At 44.1% G+C, this 19,336-nt stretch carries 21 protein-coding genes and 4 tRNA genes; 15 read left to right on the top strand and 10 right to left on the bottom strand.

Translation table 11 applies throughout. The features are described from left to right. Entirely contained in the window at window positions 1–867 is an 867-nt protein-coding gene (locus HMPREF9331_RS11940; RefSeq protein WP_016421149.1) for an endonuclease I family protein, read from the top strand. Here HMPREF9331_RS11940 and HMPREF9331_RS11935 read toward each other — a convergent pair. The 5 genes from HMPREF9331_RS11935 to HMPREF9331_RS11915 all read right to left on the bottom strand — a co-directional run bounded on the left by HMPREF9331_RS11935 (window position 815) and on the right by HMPREF9331_RS11915 (window position 1,863). After that, a complete protein-coding gene (locus HMPREF9331_RS11935; protein WP_016421148.1) occupies window positions 815–1,417 on the bottom strand; it encodes a phosphatase PAP2 family protein in 603 nt (200 codons plus the stop codon). The two genes, HMPREF9331_RS11940 and HMPREF9331_RS11935, sit on opposite strands and share 53 nt — an antisense overlap. 51 nt (window positions 1,418–1,468) lie before the next feature. Continuing rightward, window positions 1,469–1,552 (bottom strand) — tRNA-Leu (locus HMPREF9331_RS11930). A 49-nt stretch (window positions 1,553–1,601) separates the two neighbouring features. Beyond that, a tRNA-Lys gene (locus tag HMPREF9331_RS11925) sits at window positions 1,602–1,674 on the bottom strand. Between the two features lie 16 nt (window positions 1,675–1,690). Then, window positions 1,691–1,763: transfer RNA gene (locus tag HMPREF9331_RS11920), tRNA-Lys, on the bottom strand. A 27-nt stretch (window positions 1,764–1,790) separates the two neighbouring features. After that, window positions 1,791–1,863 (bottom strand) — tRNA-Lys (locus tag HMPREF9331_RS11915). A 138-nt stretch (window positions 1,864–2,001) separates the two neighbouring features. Here HMPREF9331_RS11915 and HMPREF9331_RS11910 point away from each other — a divergent pair. From HMPREF9331_RS11910 to tpx, 4 genes are all read left to right on the top strand, one after another. Beyond that, window positions 2,002–2,523 carry a shikimate kinase gene (locus HMPREF9331_RS11910; protein ID WP_016421147.1) on the top strand — a complete coding sequence of 174 codons (522 nt, stop codon included), beginning with the start codon at window positions 2,002–2,004 and terminating at the stop codon, window positions 2,521–2,523. Between the two features lie 71 nt (window positions 2,524–2,594). After that, window positions 2,595–3,644: a tRNA preQ1(34) S-adenosylmethionine ribosyltransferase-isomerase QueA gene (gene queA, locus HMPREF9331_RS11905; RefSeq protein ID WP_016421146.1), complete on the top strand. Its 1,050-nt coding sequence runs from the start codon at window positions 2,595–2,597 to the stop codon at window positions 3,642–3,644. Window positions 3,645–3,806: 162 nt separating this feature from the next. After that, window positions 3,807–4,271 carry a thioredoxin family protein gene (locus HMPREF9331_RS11900; RefSeq protein ID WP_376824822.1) on the top strand — a complete coding sequence of 155 codons (465 nt, stop codon included), beginning with the start codon at window positions 3,807–3,809 and terminating at the stop codon, window positions 4,269–4,271. Window positions 4,272–4,346: 75 nt separating this feature from the next. Next, window positions 4,347–4,844 carry a thiol peroxidase gene (tpx, locus tag HMPREF9331_RS11895; protein WP_016421144.1) on the top strand — a complete coding sequence of 166 codons (498 nt, stop codon included), beginning with the start codon at window positions 4,347–4,349 and terminating at the stop codon, window positions 4,842–4,844. A gap of 51 nt (window positions 4,845–4,895) precedes the next feature. Here the strand turns inward: tpx and HMPREF9331_RS11890 are convergent, their stop codons facing one another. The 5 genes from HMPREF9331_RS11890 to HMPREF9331_RS11875 all read right to left on the bottom strand — a co-directional run bounded on the left by HMPREF9331_RS11890 (window position 4,896) and on the right by HMPREF9331_RS11875 (window position 10,297). Beyond that, entirely contained in the window at window positions 4,896–5,843 is a 948-nt protein-coding gene (locus tag HMPREF9331_RS11890; RefSeq protein ID WP_016421143.1) for a cation diffusion facilitator family transporter, read from the bottom strand. 85 nt (window positions 5,844–5,928) lie between these two features. Then, complete coding sequence (pyrH, locus tag HMPREF9331_RS11885) at window positions 5,929–6,636, bottom strand: UMP kinase (RefSeq protein ID WP_009641831.1); 708 nt, start codon at window positions 6,634–6,636, stop codon at window positions 5,929–5,931. A 157-nt stretch (window positions 6,637–6,793) separates the two neighbouring features. Beyond that, window positions 6,794–8,521 (bottom strand): ABC transporter ATP-binding protein, encoded by a 1,728-nt coding sequence (locus HMPREF9331_RS11880; RefSeq protein WP_016421142.1) that lies wholly within the window; start codon window positions 8,519–8,521, stop codon window positions 6,794–6,796. A gap of 38 nt (window positions 8,522–8,559) precedes the next feature. Then, entirely contained in the window at window positions 8,560–8,910 is a 351-nt protein-coding gene (locus HMPREF9331_RS13395; protein WP_282705307.1) for an ATP-binding cassette domain-containing protein, read from the bottom strand. Beyond that, window positions 8,819–10,297: an ABC transporter ATP-binding protein gene (locus HMPREF9331_RS11875; RefSeq protein WP_016421140.1), complete on the bottom strand. Its 1,479-nt coding sequence runs from the start codon at window positions 10,295–10,297 to the stop codon at window positions 8,819–8,821. Before HMPREF9331_RS11875 ends, HMPREF9331_RS13395 begins: the two co-directional genes overlap by 92 nt. Window positions 10,298–10,448: 151 nt before the next feature. On the opposite strand from HMPREF9331_RS11875, the gene bioA reads away from it, so the two are divergent. The 10 genes from bioA (at window position 10,449) to HMPREF9331_RS11825 (ending at window position 19,332) form a co-directional block, all read left to right on the top strand. Then, entirely contained in the window at window positions 10,449–11,738 is a 1,290-nt protein-coding gene (gene bioA / locus HMPREF9331_RS11870; RefSeq protein WP_016421139.1) for an adenosylmethionine--8-amino-7-oxononanoate transaminase, read from the top strand. Further along, window positions 11,739–12,449, top strand: coding sequence for an SMUG2 DNA glycosylase family protein (locus HMPREF9331_RS11865; RefSeq protein WP_016421138.1), 711 nt, complete (start codon window positions 11,739–11,741; stop codon window positions 12,447–12,449). A 4-nt stretch (window positions 12,450–12,453) separates the two neighbouring features. Further along, the gene (locus HMPREF9331_RS11860; protein WP_016421137.1) at window positions 12,454–13,668 is read left to right on the top strand and encodes a DUF2157 domain-containing protein; all 1,215 of its coding nucleotides are present in this window, start codon (window positions 12,454–12,456) and stop codon (window positions 13,666–13,668) included. Beyond that, window positions 13,661–14,197, top strand: coding sequence for a GDYXXLXY domain-containing protein (locus HMPREF9331_RS11855; protein WP_016421136.1), 537 nt, complete (start codon window positions 13,661–13,663; stop codon window positions 14,195–14,197). The genes HMPREF9331_RS11860 and HMPREF9331_RS11855 overlap by 8 nt, the downstream gene beginning before the upstream one ends. Before the next feature lie 39 nt (window positions 14,198–14,236). Continuing rightward, window positions 14,237–15,076, top strand: coding sequence for an orotidine-5'-phosphate decarboxylase (pyrF, locus tag HMPREF9331_RS11850; protein WP_016421135.1), 840 nt, complete (start codon window positions 14,237–14,239; stop codon window positions 15,074–15,076). Next, window positions 15,073–15,729 carry a metal-dependent transcriptional regulator gene (locus HMPREF9331_RS11845; RefSeq protein ID WP_016421134.1) on the top strand — a complete coding sequence of 219 codons (657 nt, stop codon included), beginning with the start codon at window positions 15,073–15,075 and terminating at the stop codon, window positions 15,727–15,729. The genes pyrF and HMPREF9331_RS11845 overlap by 4 nt, the downstream gene beginning before the upstream one ends. Before the next feature lie 63 nt (window positions 15,730–15,792). Next, complete coding sequence (locus HMPREF9331_RS11840) at window positions 15,793–16,572, top strand: DUF3298 and DUF4163 domain-containing protein (RefSeq protein WP_016421133.1); 780 nt, start codon at window positions 15,793–15,795, stop codon at window positions 16,570–16,572. After that, window positions 16,569–16,925: an arsenate reductase family protein gene (locus tag HMPREF9331_RS11835; protein WP_016421132.1), complete on the top strand. Its 357-nt coding sequence runs from the start codon at window positions 16,569–16,571 to the stop codon at window positions 16,923–16,925. Before HMPREF9331_RS11840 ends, HMPREF9331_RS11835 begins: the two co-directional genes overlap by 4 nt. 21 nt (window positions 16,926–16,946) lie before the next feature. Further along, complete coding sequence (locus HMPREF9331_RS11830; protein WP_009641834.1) at window positions 16,947–18,266, top strand: NAD(P)/FAD-dependent oxidoreductase; 1,320 nt, start codon at window positions 16,947–16,949, stop codon at window positions 18,264–18,266. Window positions 18,267–18,426: 160 nt separating this feature from the next. Next, the gene (locus HMPREF9331_RS11825) at window positions 18,427–19,332 is read left to right on the top strand and encodes a DUF3078 domain-containing protein (RefSeq protein ID WP_016421131.1); all 906 of its coding nucleotides are present in this window, start codon (window positions 18,427–18,429) and stop codon (window positions 19,330–19,332) included. Window positions 19,333–19,336 lie beyond the last annotated feature (4 nt).

Here is a 19,336-nt window from a genome sequence, read left to right as displayed (position 1 = left end):
ATGAAAAATATATTACTCATTGGCTCTCTTTTCCTTGCCTTTATAGCTTGCAAGGGAGAGGAGTTTTCTCAAAGACAAGCACAAGACCCTTATCAGAGAATAGATATCTTAGCTCAGGAGAAGGCTCTATACCTGCCTCAATCTCCCAAACATTATGAAAAGGTCGTAGTGCCTGCCAAACTCAAGTATTACTATCAGTCAGTGGATTTTACCAAGAATGGGGACGAACTCAAGGAAGACTTGGCCGTGCTGACCATTGTCAAGCATACCCATTTTATCCCTTATGGCAAGCGCCATCCTTACTTGGAAAAGGCCAACAAAGACCCAAAAAATCCCCAACATGTTCTCTTAGTCTATACAGGAGAGAGTCGCCCCGCAAGTGAGATACAGAAGCGCAACCAGCCGCATGGGAGTATCAATACCGAACATATCTACCCACAAAGCCATATCAAAAAATATGGGGATCCTGACCAGCCCTTAGGCGACTTGCACCACTTGCAGTATATAGATAGTGGTACCAACTCCTCCCGTGGCAACCTTCCCTTTACCGAAGGGCAAGGCGCTACAAGCAGAGAGAAAAAAGGCAAAGCATGGTATCCAGGTGACGAATATAAGGGCGATGTGGCTCGTATGCTTATGTATATGTACCTGAGATACAACCTGCCTTTTCATCATGTAAGTACCGATGGAGTGGGGCTGCTACTGAAGTGGAATGCCGAAGATGAGGTCTCTCCTCTGGAACTACAGCGCAACAATGAGATAGAGCAAGCCCAGGGCAACCGCAATCCTTTTATTGACAACCCTTATTTGGCTACTAAGATTTTCGGTCAGGTAGCGGGGCGTACTCCTCATAATCTGTGGAAGTAGAGCGCCTCTTACCCCTGAGATAGAACCAATACCCTACCAAGGCGGTAGTTACCCCTACCAAAAGGCCTACAAGGATATCCGTAGGGAAATGCACCCCTAAGTAGAGGCGACTATAGGCATAGGGCAGCGGCCAAAGGAAAAGCCAAAAGGCAAAGCGTATACGCTTTCTAAAGACTAGATATAAGAAGGTAGTAAGGGCAAAGCTATTGCTGGTATGACCAGAGAAAAAGCTATAGCCCTTCTCCCCTATCACAATACGCAGTTGAGCAATGAGCGCTTCGGTATGTAAGGGGCGCAGGCGTCCTACAATCTCCTTAGTAGTATTGGTAATAGCCACTGTAAGGAGCAAGGTTCCTATAGCATAGAAAAAAATACGCCAAGCCTCCTTGCGTGCAAAGAAGTGGAAGTTAGCCCAAAGAATCAGGGCAAAGAAGGGTACCCAATTCCATGCATTGGTAATAAGCAGCCAAAAGGTATCCCATGAGAGGGAACCCGTTTGGTTTATGGCCACCAGTAGCTGATAATCTTTCTCTAAAAGGTCTGCAAGCATAGGCATTAGTAAAAATAAAAAATCCTTAGTACTAAATACTAAGGATTTTTGTGCCTACGACTGGATTCGAACCAGCACGCCCTAACGAGCACCACCCCCTCAAGATGGCGAGTCTACCAATTTCTCCACGTAGGCAAGGTAAGACTGCTTTCACAGTAAAATAGCCCCAAGGGGCTAAAACTTGTGACCCGGGTGGGCCTCGAACCCACGACCCCAACATTAAGAGTGTCGTGCTCTGCCAACTGAGCTACCGAGTCATTAAAATCTTTCGTGTGACCTGGCTGGGGCTCGAACCCAGGACCCCAACATTAAAAGTGTTGTGCTCTACCAGCTGAGCTACCAAGTCGCCATGTCGTTTAAAGTGCAAATTATGTGACCTGGCTGGGGCTCGAACCCAGGACCCCAACATTAAAAGTGTTGTGCTCTACCAACTGAGCTACCAAGTCCTTTGCAAATCTCCCTTATGTTAGGAGCTTTATTGCGGGTGCAAAATTACATCTTTTTTTCGTATAAACAAACAAAAAAATAATTATTTTTGCATTTTATTTCTATCCTTATCGCAACAGCTTATTACTCTGTGTTTTATGAAAGAAAAAATTATCCTTTTAGGCTACATGGGTAGCGGAAAATCCACCATCGGGCAGCTCCTCGCCCACGCTCTCGACCTCCCTTTTGAGGACTTGGACAGCTTTATCGAGCGTAAAGAAGGAAAAAAGATCTCAGAAATATTCGCCCTGAAGGGAGAAATCTATTTTAGAAAACAGGAACAGGCCTACCTCTCTGAGCTGCTGGACAGCCCTACCCCTATGGTCATCGCCTTGGGAGGCGGTACCCCTTGCTATGGAAAGGCTATGGAACTTATTCGTGCCGCTTCTCCTTATTCCTTCTACCTGCAACTGCCTACAAGCGAACTTATGGCGCGCCTCTTGCCTGAGAAAGCTAAGCGCCCCTTGATCGCTCATTTATCTTTCGAGGATATAGAGGAGTTCCTCAACAAACACCTCTTCGAGCGCTTTCCTTTCTATACCCAAGCGCATTTTATCCTCCCCTGTCATGGCCTTAGCCCCACCGAGATTGTAGAAAAAATAAAAACACAGATAAAATAATTAGGAAAACGCTTGACAACACCCCTTAAAAAATCGTATATTTGCACCCTTAAATGCCTTTGATACAAACAATGAAATTATCTAGCTTTAACTTCAATCTTCCTAAAGAACTCTTGGCTGAGTATCCCAGTGAAAACCGCGATGAAGCGCGCCTTATGGTTGTCGATCGCAAAATAGGCACCATAGAACATAAGTTGTTCAAAGATGTTATTGATTATTTCGACGATGGAGATGTTTTCGTCCTCAATAACACTAAGGTATTCCCTGCACGCCTCTATGGCCATAAGGAGAAAACCAACGCTAAGATAGAGGTCTTTCTCTTAAGAGAACTCAACAAAGAACAACGCCTATGGGACGTTCTAGTGGATCCTGCTCGAAAAATACGTATCGGCAACAAACTCTTTTTTGACAAAGAAGAGGAACTCGTAGCTGAAGTAATTGATAATACAACCTCTCGCGGACGTACCCTTCGTTTCCTTTTTGATGGTTCTTACGAGGGCTTCCGCAACAAACTCTTAGAGTTGGGACATACTCCGCTGCCTAAGTATATCACCCGCCCTGTAGAGCCTGAGGACGAAGAGCGTTACCAAACAATTTATGCCAAGTACGAGGGGGCTGTAGCAGCTCCTACGGCTGGGTTACACTTCTCCAAACAGCTCATGAAGCGCTTGGAGATCAAGGGCATTAGCTTTGCCGAACTCACCCTACATGTAGGCTTGGGTACCTTCAACCCTGTAGAGGTAGAAGACCTCTCCAAGCACAAAATGGATAGCGAGGAGATCATCATTCCTCAAGAGGCTTGCGACAAGGTCAATAAGGCCAAGGAAGCTGGCAAGCGTGTATGTGCTGTGGGAACAACCGTGATGCGCGCCATGGAAAGCTCGGTATCCTCTCACAATACACTGAATCCTTTTGTGGGTTGGACTAATAAGTTCATCTTCCCTCCTTACGATTTCGGGGTTGCCAATGCGATGATTACCAACTTCCATACACCTAAATCCACCCTACTGATGATGGTTTCTGCCTTTGCAGGTCATGAACTCATCATGGACGCCTATGAGGAAGCCGTAAAAGAAAAATACAAATTCTTCTCCTACGGAGATGCTATGCTAATCATATAATGGTTAATGGTTAATTGTCAATTGTTATCAATGACAACCTAACTATTGACAATTTAAGATGCCCCCCAACAACCAACATTAGGAAATTAATAATTAACAATTAATAATTAACAAGTGATAAGTCGTTTATTCCTTATAGCCCTACTCTGTATAGGGCAACCTATCGCTTTTGCGCAGAGTACTCCTAGTGAGGTTGCGCAAGAGAAAGAAACCTTGGCTAAGCCCTATAACCCTGAGGAGGACGGACTTGAGAAAATCAATGAATTGCTCAAGCAGGCCAAGAAGAAAAACAAGAAACTCCTTATCCAAATAGGGGGAAATTGGTGTATATGGTGCTTGCGCTTTAACCACTTGGTTACCACAGACCCCGAACTGAAAAAAATCTTGGACAAGAAGTACCTATACTACCACCTGAACTACTCGCCTGAGAACAAAAACGAAAAGGCCTTTGCCAAATACGGAAACCCAGGTGAGAAATACGGCTATCCTGCTTTTCTAATCCTTGACAAAAAAGGCAATATCCTCTCCACTCGCAAGACGGAAGATATGGAAGAAAACAAAGGATATAACAAGGAAAAGGTCAAAAAATTCCTATTAGGTCGCCTAGACTTAAACGGCCAACTTTAACTTTTATTTAAAGACAAAAAAGTATTTTATTTCACGATTATTCATTAATTTTGTACCCTCTAAAATAAAGTTTTTATGGCAAATATTACATTTCACAATGAGCCTGCTTCTACTGCAGGTGAACTACCTAAAGTAGGTACTATTGCGGCTAATTTCGTAGCCGTTGGTAGTGATTTGAAAGAAAAATCACTTTCCGATTACAAAGGACAACGTGTGGTGCTCAACATATTCCCCAGCGTAGATACAGGCGTATGTGCCGCTTCTGTAAGACGTTTCAACAAAGAAGCTGCCAACCTTCCCAATACCAAAGTATTGTGTATCTCCAAGGACTTGCCTTTCGCTATGGCTCGTTTCTGCGGAGCTGAAGGTCTGAACAATGTAGTGGTACTCTCCGATTTCCGTGGCGATTTCTCTAAGAAATATCCTTTGGAACTTGTAGACACCCCTCTTAAGGGACTCCTCTCTCGTGCTGTCATCGTCTTGGACGAAGAAGAAAGAGTGATCTATACCGAACAAGTAGAAGAAATCACTAATGAGCCTGATTATGAGGCCGCACTCAAGGCCTTAAAATAAAAAATAAGTCTTTAAGATAAGAAAATAGGGAGCGAAAGGTCGCTCCCTATTTTACTCTTCATGCTGATGATAACAACTACAAGTGGTGTCTCCACAGCGGAAACCGCTGATATCTACCTCAAGAGTGGCATGCTGTACCCCCTGGTGATAGAGAGAATGCTTGAGTTCTTTTTTCATCTGCATAATATCTTCTAAGCTGACCCCTTCCCTGACCACCAAGTGTGCTGTCAAGGCATTCTCAGAACTACTTAGCGCCCAGATATGGAGGTGATGAATGGAGGTGATACAGGGGTGAGCTAGCAGTAATTGTTGTATCTCTTCATTGGAAAGTTGATGAGGTACACCGTCCAAAATGAGCTTAACACTCTCCTTGAGCAGCGCCCAAGTGGAAAAGAGAATGACAAAAGCAATCACAAAACTAATGATGGGGTCTATGATATTCCAGCCTGTCAGCGCAATCAAGCCTCCTGAGACGATCACCCCTAGAGAGACCAAAGCATCTACCATCAGGTGCAAGAATGCTCCCTTGATATTGATATCGTCTTTCTGTCCCTTGTAGAAGAGAAAAGCCGAAAGCCCATTGATAAAGATTCCTATCAGTGCGGTGATGATAATCATCACTCCCTGCATCTGGGGCGGATGCGAGAAGCGCTCAATACTCTCCACCCCTATCTTGATAACAATAAGGCAAAGAATTACAGCATTGACAAACGAGGCCAATATAGAAGCCTTTTTATACCCATAGGTATAAAGCGCGGTCGCTCCCTTTTGTGCCAACTTCATTCCCAAGAGCGAGATAATAAGGGTTGCCACATCGCTCAGGTTATGGCTGGCATCAGAAATAAGGGCTAAGGAGTTGATGCGTATCCCTACCACAAACTCTATAATGGTATAGAGCGCATTTGCCCCTATCCCTACATAAAATGCCTGATTGATACGTTTCAAATCTGGCACATGGTGATGATGGTGACCATGATGGTCGTGATCATGATGTTCCATAATTATATAGTGAATAATGAAAAGTGAAAAACGAATAATGAAATAGTGTTGGGTAAAAAGTTTTTCACTTTTCACTCTTCACTTTTCACTCATTAACGATTGTTCCTACTGCTTCCCCCGCCACTACTTTGGCCAGATTGCCTTTTTTGTTCATATCAAAAACAATAATGGGCAAGTGGTTTTCTTGGCTAAGGGTGAAGGCAGTCATATCCATTACTTTAAGATTTTTGTCTATAGCCTCCACAAAGGTAAGATGTTCATACTTGGTAGCTTGTGGATCTTTCTCTGGGTCAGCTGTATAGATACCATCTACACGGGTACCTTTGAGAATCACATCGGCATTGATTTCTATCGCGCGAAGTACCGCAGCCGAATCGGTAGTAAAGTATGGGTTCCCTGTACCTGCTCCGAAGATGACCACGCGCCCTTTTTCCAAGTGGCGTACCGCCCTACGACGGATAAAAGGCTCTGCAATGGCCTCCATCGTAATGGCCGTTTGTAAGCGGGTGAGTACCCCCTCGCTCTCTAAGGCACTTTGCAGTGCTAAGGCGTTAATCACCGTAGCGAGCATACCCATATAGTCTCCCTGTACCCTGTCCATACCATTGCTAGCTCCTGCAAGCCCACGGAAGATGTTCCCGCCCCCGATGACTATCGCCACCTCGGCACCTTGTTCCACAACTTGCTTGATCTCTATGGCATATTCCTTTAATCGTGCTGGGTCTATCCCATGCTGACGGTCTCCCATAAGGGCTTCTCCACTTAGCTTGAGGAGGATTCTCTTGTATTTCATTTGGTTTATCTTTTTCAGCAATACTGATGAGTGTATAGTGTGCTTTTCACACTCTATTTTTTATTTTCACTCATCGGGACAAAGGTACGATATCTTCACAAGATTACCAAAAAAATATAAGCCAATTTGTCAATTTGTCAATTTACCAATTAGTTATTTAGCTCATTAGCTTCCATTCTTTAGCGCGGTTATGGGCGTCCCACATACGCTTGTAGAGCGGACTGTGCTCTAATAGCTCACTATGGGTACCTACGGCATTGATATGTCCTTTTTCAAAGACAATAATCTGGTCGGCTGTAGTAATAGTAGAAAGGCGATGGGCAATCACAAGTACTGTCTTTCCTCTAATAAGCTGAGCAAAAGCCTCTTGTATCTTGTGTTCGTTCTCTGGGTCAGCAAAGGCAGTGGCTTCGTCCAAGACCAATATAGGAGCATCCTTGAGAATAGCTCGTGCTAGCTGAAAGCGCTGTTGTTCGCCTCCGCTAAGGTGTACGCCACTTTGCCCAAAACGAGTCTCATATCCTTGAGACAAACTCATGATAAAGTCGTGTAACTGAGCCGCTTTGGCAGCTGCTATCACCTCGTCTTTGGTCTTATCCATTCCCATACGAATGTTCTCATACATTGTTTGTTGGAACATAAAACTCTCTTGGAAGACGAACGATACTTGCCGCATAAGCACTTCGGTAGGAAACTCTCGTATATCTATCCCTCCAATGGTGATACGCCCCTTCGTTACGTCCCAAAAGCGGGAGAGCAACTGCCCTACAGTGCTTTTCCCCGCCCCCGATGGGCCTACCAAAGCGGTAATGGTACCTTCCTTAGCGGTGAAGCTAATATCTTCAAGCACATAGCGGTCTGCCTCATAGGCAAAAGAAACTTGATCAAAGCAAATATCATGATTCTGTGGCTGCTCACTTGTTTTCCCTTCAGGGAGTATCGGCTGGGTAAGAATGGCATCTATCTGCTGTACCCCTTGTTCTATCAGTTGTAGTTGCATAACCATATTGCTCATCACAAAGAGAGGCCTCATATAGCCTGTCCCTAAGATAAGGAATAAGAGTAATGTCGGCAGGCTCACTCCTTGCCTAAAATATAGGTACAACCCCAGTGCCAAAACAGGTAACATAGCATTGCTAGCAAAGCTCATAAAGATAGCAAAGGGAGCCGAACTATGTCGTATCCAATCGCTTACAAAACGATGGAAAGTATATACCTTTTTACCATATTTCTCAAAGGTCTCGGCCGATTGTTGGAAGATTTTCATCACTGGCATTGCCCGTACATACTCCACTATACCAGAGCTAAGTTCCTCAAGGGAATGATGGTATTTCTCGGTAAGATGTTGGTTTTTCTTGCCCAACATCAGTGGCATGATAAGTGCCAATACCACAAGGGGCAAGCAACTGATAAGTGCCAAGCGCCAATCCTCCTTAAAGAGATAACTAATAGTCAGCAAGGGTAGGGCTACCGCTTTGACAAAATCAGGAATTTGATGCGCCACAAAAGTTTCTATCCGCTCCACATCATCGGAGATAATCTTTTTGAAAGCCCCCGAATTGCGATGCGAAAGATAGCCCATTGGCAGTACACCCACTTTATTAGTGAGGGTTTTGCGTAGCCCATAGAGGATATTGAAGGCTGCTATATGCGAGAGAACTCCTGAAAGGAAAAAAGCCAACATACTGATAAGAATCGCCCCTATAGCATAACTTACATAGGAGTAAGTAAGCGAAAAATCGGGTACCCGCTTGGTAAGCTCTTTGATAATGTAGAATACCAAGGCATAAGGTACCAAGCTCAGCACACTATGTAATACGGCTAAGATACAGGAGGTAAAAAGTAAGCCTTTACGTTGACCTGCTATTTGAAGTAGTCTTTTCATAAATATCAATGTATTAATTTACCAATTGTCTAATTGGCTCATTTGCTAATTAGTTTCCATCCATTAGAGGTTTGTTGGAGTGTCCAAAGACGCTCGTAGAGACCTTTTTGAGCCAAGAGTTCATCATGAGTGCCTGCTTGGGCAAGTTTTCCGTCCTCCAAAACAAGTATCTTATCAGCATGCTTAATGGTAGAGAGCTTATGAGCGATGACCACCACTGTTTTATCCTTTACCAGTTCTTCAATAGCTTGTTGTATATAGATTTCGTTCTCAGGGTCAAGGCTGGCTGTAGCCTCATCAAGCAGAATGATCGGAGCATCCTTGAGCAAAGCACGAGCGATACTGATACGCTGCTTCTCCCCGCCTGAGAGTCGGTTCCCCCCCCTCACCTACTGGGGTGTGCATGCCTTGGGGCAGTTCTTGGGCAAAGGAAAGCACCTGAGCCCGCTCAGCAGCCGCTATGATTTGAGCTTCAGTGGCTTGAGGATTACCTATCTTGATATTATTATATATGGTATCATCAAAGAGATAGACCTCCTGAAATACCTCACTGATCAGTCCATAGAAGCGATCGGTTGGGATATGGCGTATATCCACCCCTCCTATGGTGATACGCCCCTTAGTTACGTCCCAAAAACGAGCTATAAGCGAGGCTATGGTAGTCTTCCCCGAACCCGAATGCCCTACAAGGGCAACCATACTATGCTCTGGTATGGTAAAATTAAGGCTACTAAGGGTAAGTTTGTCTGGTAGGTAGGCAAAATCTACCTCATGGAAGGCGATATCAAAGTGAGTAGGAAACTCATTTTCAGCAGTATCCATGGTAGGCTCCTCAAGTACCTCTATTACCCTTGTGAGGCTCTCATTCATATAGCGGAGCATGAGGTAATCCACCAGCACCACTTTGACTGGATTATAAAGGTTATAGCCCAAAATGAGAAAGACCATCAATACTGGTATCGTAATCTCGTGATGAGTAAGGTAATACAAGCCTAAGGCGAGCATGAGGATAAATCCTATTTCAAGCACTATATAAGCCATGGTAACCGTAGGTCCTGGGACTGCCTCCAAGCGAATACTCTTTTGGCGAAGGTCAGCATAGGCCTTGTCCAAACTGAGGTTGTGATCGCCTATAAGACCATAGGACTTCAGGTGACGAATACCTTGTACATATTCCAAAAACTTGGCTGCTACCTCATTGCGTGCTTTGACTTGTCCCTTGCTTAGCTCCCATTTATCAACCAAGAAAGTACCGAGCTTTAAAAAAGGTACAATCAGCAGGAGTGCTATCCATAGACAGAGCGTCAGCCGCCAATCACAGTAGAACAAAAAACCTGAGAGCATCAGTGTCCCGAAGAGTGCCGCAGTGATATGACCAAAGCTATGACTGAAAATATGTTCAAAGCTGGCTACATCTTGCATAATTACTGAGCCTATCTCCCCTGAGTCACGCTTTTTGAAAAAGCCTAAAGAGAGCCTTTGCAGATGATTGCCTAATTTAATACGTATATCCTTAGAAAGGTCATAGGCCAATAGGTTGGACGAGACAAGACTGCGGGAGGCTACAAAAAACTGTAGAAGAAGCAACAAACACATCACCCCTACCATTGTCCAAATAAGAGAGGTATTGGGTTGCTCCTTGAACAACTCCCATACCACCAACAGTAGTATGCCCGATGGTGTTGTGATAAACCCACTATGGACAAGCTCCCATAGCACACTGCGCCATGCCCCACGAGGATTAAGATGGATTATATAGCTAAGATTGCGTATCATGTATATTGGCTTTGAATTACATGACAAAGATAGGAAGAATACTCTTATATGAATTTAATCTCAATAGCTATTTTTTTAATCTCATTAGCAAATTAGGTCATGTGCTCATTAGCAAATTATCAAATTAATTCGTACTTTTGCCACAAAAAAGATGACACTTTCTGAAAAAGACCAGCGATACCTCTGGCACGCCTATACACAACACAAAACCAGTGATACCCCTATCGCTATTGTAAAGGGGAAAGATGCCCTCCTATGGGACGAAAACGGCAATACGTATATTGATGCCATCGCCTCTTGGTGGGTTAATCCGTACGGACATAGTAACGAACGCTTAGCTCGAAAGGCTTACGAGCAACTAACCTCTTTAGAACATGTACTTTTCGGAGGCTTTACACACCAGCCTGCTTGCGACTTGGCTGAGGCACTTCTTAAGATCCTGCCTAAGAACCAAAGCAAAGTGTTCTTCTCGGACAATGGCTCTACCGCAGTGGAGGTGGCTGTAAAAATCGCCTTACAATATTACTATAACCATGGGGAGAAGCGCACTACCTTCATCGCCTTTGAGGAGGCTTTCCATGGGGACACTTTTGCGGCTATGGCCGTATCTGGTATTTCACTCTATACTACCGCTTTTCAGGATCAATTGCTCAAGGTGGTACGTATACCTATCCCTGAAAAGGGACAGGAAGAGGCTTGCAAGCAGCGCCTCTTGGAGGTGATTGCCCAAGAGAAGTGTGCGGCCTTTATCTTTGAACCCTTAGTCCTCGGAGCAGCGGGTATGCGTATGTACGCTCCAGAAGTCTTGGACGAACTGATCCAAATATGCCGTGAGCACCAAGTGCTTACCATAGCCGATGAGGTGATGACAGGCTTTGGGAAGACCGGAAAGACCTTCGCTTGTGATTATCTCAAACAAATGCCTGACATGATTTGCCTATCCAAGGCGCTTACTGGGGGTACCATTCCGCTTTCGGCAACCACTACTACCGAGGCTATTTACGAGGCTTTCTATAGTGATGATATCAGCAAGGCACTCTTCCACGGACATACCTTTATGGCCAATCCTACAGGCTGTGCCATAGCCTTGGAGAGCCTAAAGATATTGGCTGAAGAAGAAATGCAGGCCAACCTTAAGCGTATTCACGCAAGGCATGTGACCTTTGCCGATAAAATGGACAAACATCCTAAGGTCGCCCGTACCCGTACCCTTGGCGTGATTGTCGCCTTGGACTTGAAAGTACCTGATACAGGAGAGTATTATGGAGCCATTCGCAACGAACTCTATCGTTTTTACATCAGCCATGGAGTGATCTTGCGCCCTGTATATCATACCATATATATATTACCTCCCTATATCATCACCGACAAACAGCTCGATAGGGTCTACCAGGTGGTGGAAGAGAGTATAGCATACCTAAGCCAAAAAGGACTTATATAGATGAGCAACCACACACCCAACGCTGCCCTTACCATAGGGCAGCGTATCATTGCCTTTAACAAGAGCTTACAGTATACGGGCAAACTCCCTGAGGGCTTCGCTGTACTAAACCCTTACTTGGATAACCCTGAGACGCTACAGGTGATGACCTCTTTTTATGACAAATATTATAATGACCTGGTATCCCGCAAGTTTATCATTGGCATCAATCCCAGCCGACATGGGGCGGGGGTTACAGGAGTGCCTTTTACCGATACCAAGCACTTGGAAAACGATTGTGGTATCCCCATGCTTTCGGCTCGTACCCACGAGGTCTCCTCGGTATTCGTCTATGATATGATTGCCCAGTATGGAGGGGTGGCTGCCTTTTACAAGGATTACTATATCAACTCACCTTTCCCCTTGGCTATTGTCCGAAAGAATGCGCAGGGCAACTGGCTCAATGCCAACTATTATGATGACCCTGAGCTTTTTGCCTTGACCCGTGAGTATATGATAGAGACCCTCAAAAAACATATAGCCCTAGGCCTTGACACCAATGAAGTCTATATTTTAGGTAAGAAAAACGCTACTTTCTTGGAAAAGCTCAACAAAGAGGCTTCTTTGTTCAAGAAAATGGTGGTTCTGGAGCACCCTCGCTATATAGAACAATACAAGTCCAAGGAAAAACAACTGTATATAGACAAGTTTATCACCCTATTAAAAACCTAATTATATGAAAATCCTAAAGGAACTTGACGAACTCATCGCCGCCGAGGTCATCTCCCCCGAAGTGGCCGAGCGTATCCGCCACTATGCCGAGCAGCGCACCCAGAGTAACTCCTCCCATAGGCTTCTGACCGTCTTCGGAGCACTGGGAGCGATTCTTATTGCTTTGGGAGTTATTGTCCTTTTGGCACATAACTGGGACGAGCTACCCCGCTGGATAAAGACCTTTTTCTCCTTCCTTCCCCTATTGGCAGGGCAGGCGGCTTGTGGCTACCTGCTTTTCAAAAAGGGACTCACCTCTTGGTGGGGGGAAGCTGCCGCTGCCTTTACCGCTTTGACCATTGGGGCTACGATTGCTATGGTACATCAGGTATATAACCTGCCTGATAGCTCCTTTGCTAGCTTCCTCACTCTCTGGCTTATTTTAGCCTTGCCTACCCTCTACCTTATGCGCTCACGGGCGACAGCTGTGCTCTATTATATAGGGATAGGGGCGCTCTGTATATTGGGGTATAGAGAATGGCCTACTTACTATACTTCTTTGGTTACCTTTGCGCTTATCTTGCCTTTTTACATCTGGCATATAAGGTATAAGGCAAATAGTGTGATTACTTATGCCTTTCACTGGCTTACTGTAGTCTTTTCTGGAATAGCTTTGTTTATCCTCTCTGCAAATATAAGAGATGATGGCGCTATTCTTTGGTTTGTCTTACTCTCTGCTATTTATCTTATGATAGGAAAGTATCTACAAACAAGTATTTATTACAATGCTTATAAGGTAGCAGCCCTTTTGTGTATTCCTATTTGTTTCTTTATAGAAGATTTTCCTTCTTTTAATAATTACACCCTATATACGACCATTGCTATAGTACTTTTCTATTTTTTACTTATTGCAAAGTATTATTATATAGATAAAAAGGAAAAAGCACTGGATCTTGTATTAGTTTTTCCTCTATTGTATATATTTTCTATCTATTTAGTGCGCCTTTACCTATATGATTTAGTTATTTTAGCCTTTGGTGCTTACTATATTTGGAAAGGATTTAAGAGCGAACGTAGTTTAGTGGTCAATTATGGCCTTTCGGTCATCTCTGTTGAGATTGCTATACGATTTTTTGATAGTTACTACCCTTTTATTATCAAAGGAATTGTCTTTATCCTCTTAGGTATAGGCTTTTTTGTAGCCAATTATTTCATTCTAAAACAAAAGAAAAATGCGTAAGAAATACCTCCTCATAGCCTTTGCCTGTATGGTACTGGTACAGCTGGCTTTCCCACTAAAAATGATTTTTGATAGGGAATTGATTCTCTTGCGGGGCGAAACCTTCCTGATGAAGATTGCCCCCCTTGACCCTTACGATGCCTTCCGCGGACGCTATGTGATGATCAGCTACGAGGACAGAGAGGTACCCATGCCTAGAAAATTTCAGCATATGGAAGACCTCAAAGAACTCTATATCACAGTGAAAAAGGACGAACATGGAATGCTTGTCTATGACCAAGTAACCCTACAACCGCCCACCAATACCAATAGTTATATCAGGGAAGAGGCCGAATCCTATGGCTTTTCTTACGATGATGATGAAATATGGTTAGACCTCCCTTATCGCTATTATATGAACGAAAACAAAGCCCCAAGAGCCGAAAGACTGCTCAATGAGGCCTATGCCCAAATCGTTGTCTACAAAGGACAAGTGGTACTCAAGGGTATCCTGGTTAATGGCATGCCTATAGAAAAATATCTTGACTAATTAGCAGAAGAAAAATCTTATAAAAATACACTTTATTATATGAAAAATTTCTACTTAGAAACTCTCAAGCAAGAAATATTCTCCAAAAAATCCTTCCTCTGTGTAGGCTTAGACGTGGATATAAGCAAAATCCCTCCTTTCCTACTCAAGGAAGAAGATCCTATTTTTGCCTTTAACAAGGCGATTATCGATGCCACTCACCCTTATACCATTGCCTATAAGCCCAATATTGCTTTCTATGAAGCCTATGGGGAGCGGGGCTGGCAGTCGCTAAGAAAGACCATTGACTACATCAATGAGCAGCACCCTCGTATCTTTACCATAGCCGATGCCAAGCGAGGTGATATAGGCAATACAGCTACCATGTATGCCAAGGCTTTCTTTGAAGACCTACAATTCGACAGCGTAACGGTAGCCCCCTATATGGGGCAAGATTCCGTAGAGCCTTTCTTGGCTTTCAAGGACAAGGCTACTATTCTTTTGGCACTGACCTCCAACAAGGGAGCTTTTGATTTCCAGACGCTCTCCACCGAGGGGGTACCTCTCTACCAGCAGGTACTCACCCGTTCCCAGCAGTGGCACAACGCTCAGAATCTCATGTATGTAGTGGGCGCTACCAAGACAGAATACTTGGCCGAGATTCGCCGTATAGTCCCTGATGCCTTCCTGCTCGTCCCTGGAGTAGGTGCCCAAGGGGGCGACCTCGCTCAAGTATGCAAGTACGGACTCAACGAGTCGGTAGGGCTGATTATCAACGCCTCTCGTGCAGTCATCTATGCCTCTCAGGGGGAAGACTTCGCCTCAAAAGCAGGGGAAGCCGCCCATGCCCTCCAACAAGAAATGGCTGCTATCCTTCACACCCAATTCCCTACACTATGACCTTTTCTGAAGAAAATTACCTGAAAATCATCTACCATCTCGTCCAAGAACGCCTAGAGGAAGTAACGACCAATGCCATAGCCGATGCCATGCAGACCAAGGCCTCATCAGTTACCGATATGATCAAGAAGCTACATGAAAAGGGCTGGGTAGAACACAAGAAATACCAAGGAGTCTCCCTTACCAAAGAAGGAGAGAAAAACGCCCTCTTTGTCATCCGAAAGCACCGCCTTTGGGAGGTATTTCTCGTGGAAAAGCTCCATTTCTCTTGGGACGAAGTCCATGAAGTGGCCGAGCAGCTAGAGCATATACAGTCCGATAAGCTCATCGAGGAATTGGACAAGCTCCTACTCTACCCCGAAAAAGACCCCCATGGCGATCCCATCCCCGATAAGTTTGGCCACATGCCCTCTCTCAAAAGTGAGCTGCTGAGCCAAATGAAGCCCAACGAAGTTGCCCAATGTGTAGGAGTGAAGAACACTTCTAAAGAATTTTTGCAATATCTCAATAAGATAGACATTTCTATCGGAAAAGAAATTAAGATTTTGGAGATACACTCCTTCGACAATTCTATTGAAATTCAACTAGATAGCCGAACTATCAACATTTCCTCCATGATAGCAGAAAACATATATGTTAAAAAAAACAAATAAGTCTTATTTTTCTTTTTTGTTTCTGAAAAATAGATTATTTTTGCCCTCACATTCTCAATAAAAATGTTACGTAAAAAATACTTTTTCATCACTCTTGGTGTGATTGCCCTTGGGGTAGTTGGTTACTTCCTATTCTTCCCTTCTGGAAAGTATAAGTTTGAAAACCAGGAAATTATACTCGACGATTGCGGCGATGGAGACGAAGATTGTGCTGAAGTCTCCATCAATTACATGCTTTGCAAAAAACCTAGTGCTTTTGCTCAAGCGTTTAACGACACTATTCAGCGACAATTGGTCAGAATCCTCACCGCAAAGGATACTGTCATGGGGGTTAAGGAAGCAGGCGAGCTGTTCCTTTCTCAGTACAAAGCCGACAAAGAGCAGTTCGAAGGCATCTCCCCTTATCAGATACAAATTGTAGACACCATTCTCTTGGAGAATGACGCCCTTATCTCCCTCCAGCGCTCAGGATATGAGTACTTAGGAGGTGCCCACCCTATCAACTGGGTCAGCTATATGAACTTCAAGGCTTCCGATGGTACTCCCCTTCCTCAGGCAGCACTCTTTACCAATAAGGACAAGATCTTGGAGGTAGCCGAAAAGCACTTCAGAGAGACTTTCAACCTCTCCGAAGAGGAAGAACTTAGTGAAAACGGCTTTATGTTCCAGAATGATATCTTTGCCTTGCCTAAAAACATTGGTTTTGATCAAAACCACCTCATTTTATTGTATAACCCATATGAAATAGCCCCTTATAGCACCGGAGTTTTGGAGGTAAAAATCCCTCTCTCCGAAGTAAATCCTTGGCTTTCATTTAACCTTAATGCCCCAAAAAGAAAATGACACCCACACGGAAAGTTTACTACCTTAGCAGTTGCGATACCTGCCAACGCATTCTCCACGAACTCAAAGTATTGGAGGATTTCACCTTTCAAGATGTAAAAGAAGAGCCTATCTGCGAGACCGATCTCGAACAGCTCAAGAATGTTACTGGAAAGTATGAACTCTTGTTCAACAAACGCTCTAAACTCTACAAAGAACGCCAACTCAACGAAAAAGACCTGACGGAGAATGATTACAAAGACCTTATTTTGGAACATTATACCTTCCTGAAACGACCTATATTAGTCATTGACGACCATGTCGTACTGGGGAATGCTACCAAAATTATAAAAGAAACACGCAAACACTTATAATATCATTCCTTTCTGAACTCTATGAGTACAATCACTCAACTGAATATCCCTACCACCAACCTCCCCCGTATTGTTGTTATTGGGGCTGGTTTTGGTGGTATCAACATCGTAAAGCAATTGGATTTTTCCAAAATGCAAGTGGTTCTGATCAATAAGACCAATTACCACACCTTCCAGCCACTACTCTATCAGGTGGCAACCGCGGGACTGGAACCCGACTCTATTGCACACTCCGTGCGCTCTATCTTTAAGAAAGAAAAGACCTTCCACTTCCGCATCACTGAAGTAAAACAGATAGATCCCGAAAAGAAGTGTATTTATACCGACCTAGGGGATCTCTCCTACGACTACCTTGTGATAGCTACAGGTTCACAGACCAACTTCTACGGCAATGCCAATATCCAAAAGTATGCCATGCCTATGAAGACCGTCCCTGAAGCGATAGATATGCGTAGCCTTATTATCCAAAACTTGGAGGCGGCCATTCTGACCAATGACCTTGAAGAGCGCAATAGCTTGATGAACTTTGTCATCGTCGGAGGAGGCCCCACAGGAGTGGAACTAGCCGGTGCCTTTGCCGAACTTAAAAGCCATATCCTCCCCACTGACTACCCCGACTTGGACATTCGCAAGATGAATGTCAACCTGATTCAGGCCGATCCTCGCTTGCTAGTGGGTATGGGAGAAAAATCCAGCCAAAAAGCCAAAGAATACTTGGAAAAAATGGGCGTTACCATTTGGTTCAACACCTTTGTCAAGGATTATGATGGTACCAATGTGGTAACCAACACGCATAACTTTGAGACCCGTACCCTTATCTGGACTGCTGGGGTCAAGGGTAGCACTATAGAGGGAATCCCTCAGGAGAGCATACAGTTCGGCCGCTATGTGGTCAATGAGTTCAGTGAGATAAAAGGCTGTAAGGATATCTATGCCATTGGCGATATAGCCTGTATGATCAGTGACAAATACCCCAAAGGACACCCCATGGTGGCACAACCTGCGATCCAACAAGGAAAGCAATTGGGCAAAAACCTCAAGAGAAAAATTGCTGGCAAAAAGAACCTAGTACCTTTCAGCTATTTTGACAAAGGCGCTATGGCTACTGTCGGTCGTAATAAGGCCGTGGTAGAGATTGCAGGTATGCGCTTTTCAGGCTGGTTTGCTTGGATTCTCTGGATGGTCGTACACTTGGCTTTCTTGGTGGGCTTCCGCAACAAAATGGTGGCCTTGGCCAACTGGATTGTGCAGTACTTCCAATACAACAAAGGGGTACGCCTTATTATCCGCCCTTACAAATCGGCTTATGAGAGGGAACAAGAACAAGCCCTCAAACCATAAACTTTTCATTTTTCTTCCATTAAGAGCTACCCCGTATGTTGAGGTAGCTTTTTTAATTCAAAGTAAAAATTTGGCAGTATATCTTGCTTATTCAAAAAATATAATTACCTTTGCCCCCGATTTTACAAATATCATTATTAATTATCTAAATTATCAAACGATGAAAAAAATGATTCTCTCAGCACTTACTCTCTGGAGTTTTGCTGCTTTTGCTCAAGAAGAAACTACTGCCCCCTCTATGTCGGCTCCAGAGCCTTCTGCGGCCTCTGAAAAGACATGGACTCGTGCGGGACTTATCTCCCTGATGTTCAACCAAACAGCTTTTAACCATGATTGGACTGGGGGGGGTACCAATAACTACGGAGGAAACCTCAACCTTTCCTACGATGCCAACTATAAAAAAGGTGCTTGGACATGGGATAACAAACTCCTTGTGGATTACGGTCTTACCAAAGTAGATGGCGATGCTTTCTCTAAAAAATCTAATGACCGTTTCGCCCTTACTTCTCTTGTAGGACGACAAGTATCCGATACTTGGTTTGTTTCTTTCTTTGCCAATTTCCAAACCCAATTGGCCAAAGGGTATAAGTATGACACAGATAACACTGGAAAACAAATCCGTACCGAAACAACCAACTTCTTAGCGCCTGCTTACTTCTCCTTCGGACCTGGTATGTTGTGGAAAAAGAGCGATAACCTAAAGGTTAATATCTCTCCTGCTACTGCAAGATTTATCTTCACTGATAAGAAGTTCACTGAGGCTGGCCCTCACTTCGGGGTAAAACAAGGAGAAACCTCTCGCTTTGAGTTCGGTGCGGCCGTAAATGGATATGCGAAGTTTGACAACTTGGTAAAGAATGTAACCCTTGAGAATACCCTTAGCCTCTATAGCAACTATTTGGACAAACCCCAAAATGTAGATATAGACTATACGCTCAATGTACTGATGAAGGTAAATGACTTCCTTTCAGCCAACCTCACCTTCCAGGCCATCTACGATGATGACGCTGCAAAAGCCTTCCAGATAAGAGAAGCCTTCGGTGCTGGATTCACCTATAAGTTCTAACAAG

The organism is Capnocytophaga granulosa ATCC 51502, assembly GCF_000411115.1.
In the GTDB taxonomy this organism is placed as follows: Bacteria; Bacteroidota; Bacteroidia; order Flavobacteriales; family Flavobacteriaceae; genus Capnocytophaga; species Capnocytophaga granulosa.
The sequence above is the reverse complement of the archived record's forward strand: the minus strand, read 5'-3'. Positions and strand labels throughout refer to the sequence as shown.

Bases quoted from the DNA above. Each gene is read 5' to 3' on its own strand.
- HMPREF9331_RS11940 (WP_016421149.1), top strand. From the start codon at position 1: ATGAAAAATATATTACTCATTGGCTCTCTTTTCCTTGCCTTTATAGCT.
- HMPREF9331_RS11935 (WP_016421148.1), bottom strand. From the start codon at position 1,417: ATGCTTGCAGACCTTTTAGAGAAAGATTATCAGCTACTGGTGGCCATA.
- HMPREF9331_RS11910 (WP_016421147.1), top strand. From the start codon at position 2,002: ATGAAAGAAAAAATTATCCTTTTAGGCTACATGGGTAGCGGAAAATCC.
- queA (WP_016421146.1), top strand. From the start codon at position 2,595: ATGAAATTATCTAGCTTTAACTTCAATCTTCCTAAAGAACTCTTGGCT.
- tpx (WP_016421144.1), top strand. From the start codon at position 4,347: ATGGCAAATATTACATTTCACAATGAGCCTGCTTCTACTGCAGGTGAA.
- HMPREF9331_RS11890 (WP_016421143.1), bottom strand. From the start codon at position 5,843: ATGGAACATCATGATCACGACCATCATGGTCACCATCATCACCATGTG.
- pyrH (WP_009641831.1), bottom strand. From the start codon at position 6,636: ATGAAATACAAGAGAATCCTCCTCAAGCTAAGTGGAGAAGCCCTTATG.
- HMPREF9331_RS11880 (WP_016421142.1), bottom strand. From the start codon at position 8,521: ATGAAAAGACTACTTCAAATAGCAGGTCAACGTAAAGGCTTACTTTTT.
- HMPREF9331_RS11875 (WP_016421140.1), bottom strand. From the start codon at position 10,297: ATGATACGCAATCTTAGCTATATAATCCATCTTAATCCTCGTGGGGCA.
- bioA (WP_016421139.1), top strand. From the start codon at position 10,449: ATGACACTTTCTGAAAAAGACCAGCGATACCTCTGGCACGCCTATACA.
- HMPREF9331_RS11865 (WP_016421138.1), top strand. From the start codon at position 11,739: ATGAGCAACCACACACCCAACGCTGCCCTTACCATAGGGCAGCGTATC.
- HMPREF9331_RS11860 (WP_016421137.1), top strand. From the start codon at position 12,454: ATGAAAATCCTAAAGGAACTTGACGAACTCATCGCCGCCGAGGTCATC.
- HMPREF9331_RS11855 (WP_016421136.1), top strand. From the start codon at position 13,661: ATGCGTAAGAAATACCTCCTCATAGCCTTTGCCTGTATGGTACTGGTA.
- pyrF (WP_016421135.1), top strand. From the start codon at position 14,237: ATGAAAAATTTCTACTTAGAAACTCTCAAGCAAGAAATATTCTCCAAA.
- HMPREF9331_RS11845 (WP_016421134.1), top strand. From the start codon at position 15,073: ATGACCTTTTCTGAAGAAAATTACCTGAAAATCATCTACCATCTCGTC.
- HMPREF9331_RS11840 (WP_016421133.1), top strand. From the start codon at position 15,793: ATGTTACGTAAAAAATACTTTTTCATCACTCTTGGTGTGATTGCCCTT.
- HMPREF9331_RS11835 (WP_016421132.1), top strand. From the start codon at position 16,569: ATGACACCCACACGGAAAGTTTACTACCTTAGCAGTTGCGATACCTGC.
- HMPREF9331_RS11830 (WP_009641834.1), top strand. From the start codon at position 16,947: ATGAGTACAATCACTCAACTGAATATCCCTACCACCAACCTCCCCCGT.
- HMPREF9331_RS11825 (WP_016421131.1), top strand. From the start codon at position 18,427: ATGAAAAAAATGATTCTCTCAGCACTTACTCTCTGGAGTTTTGCTGCT.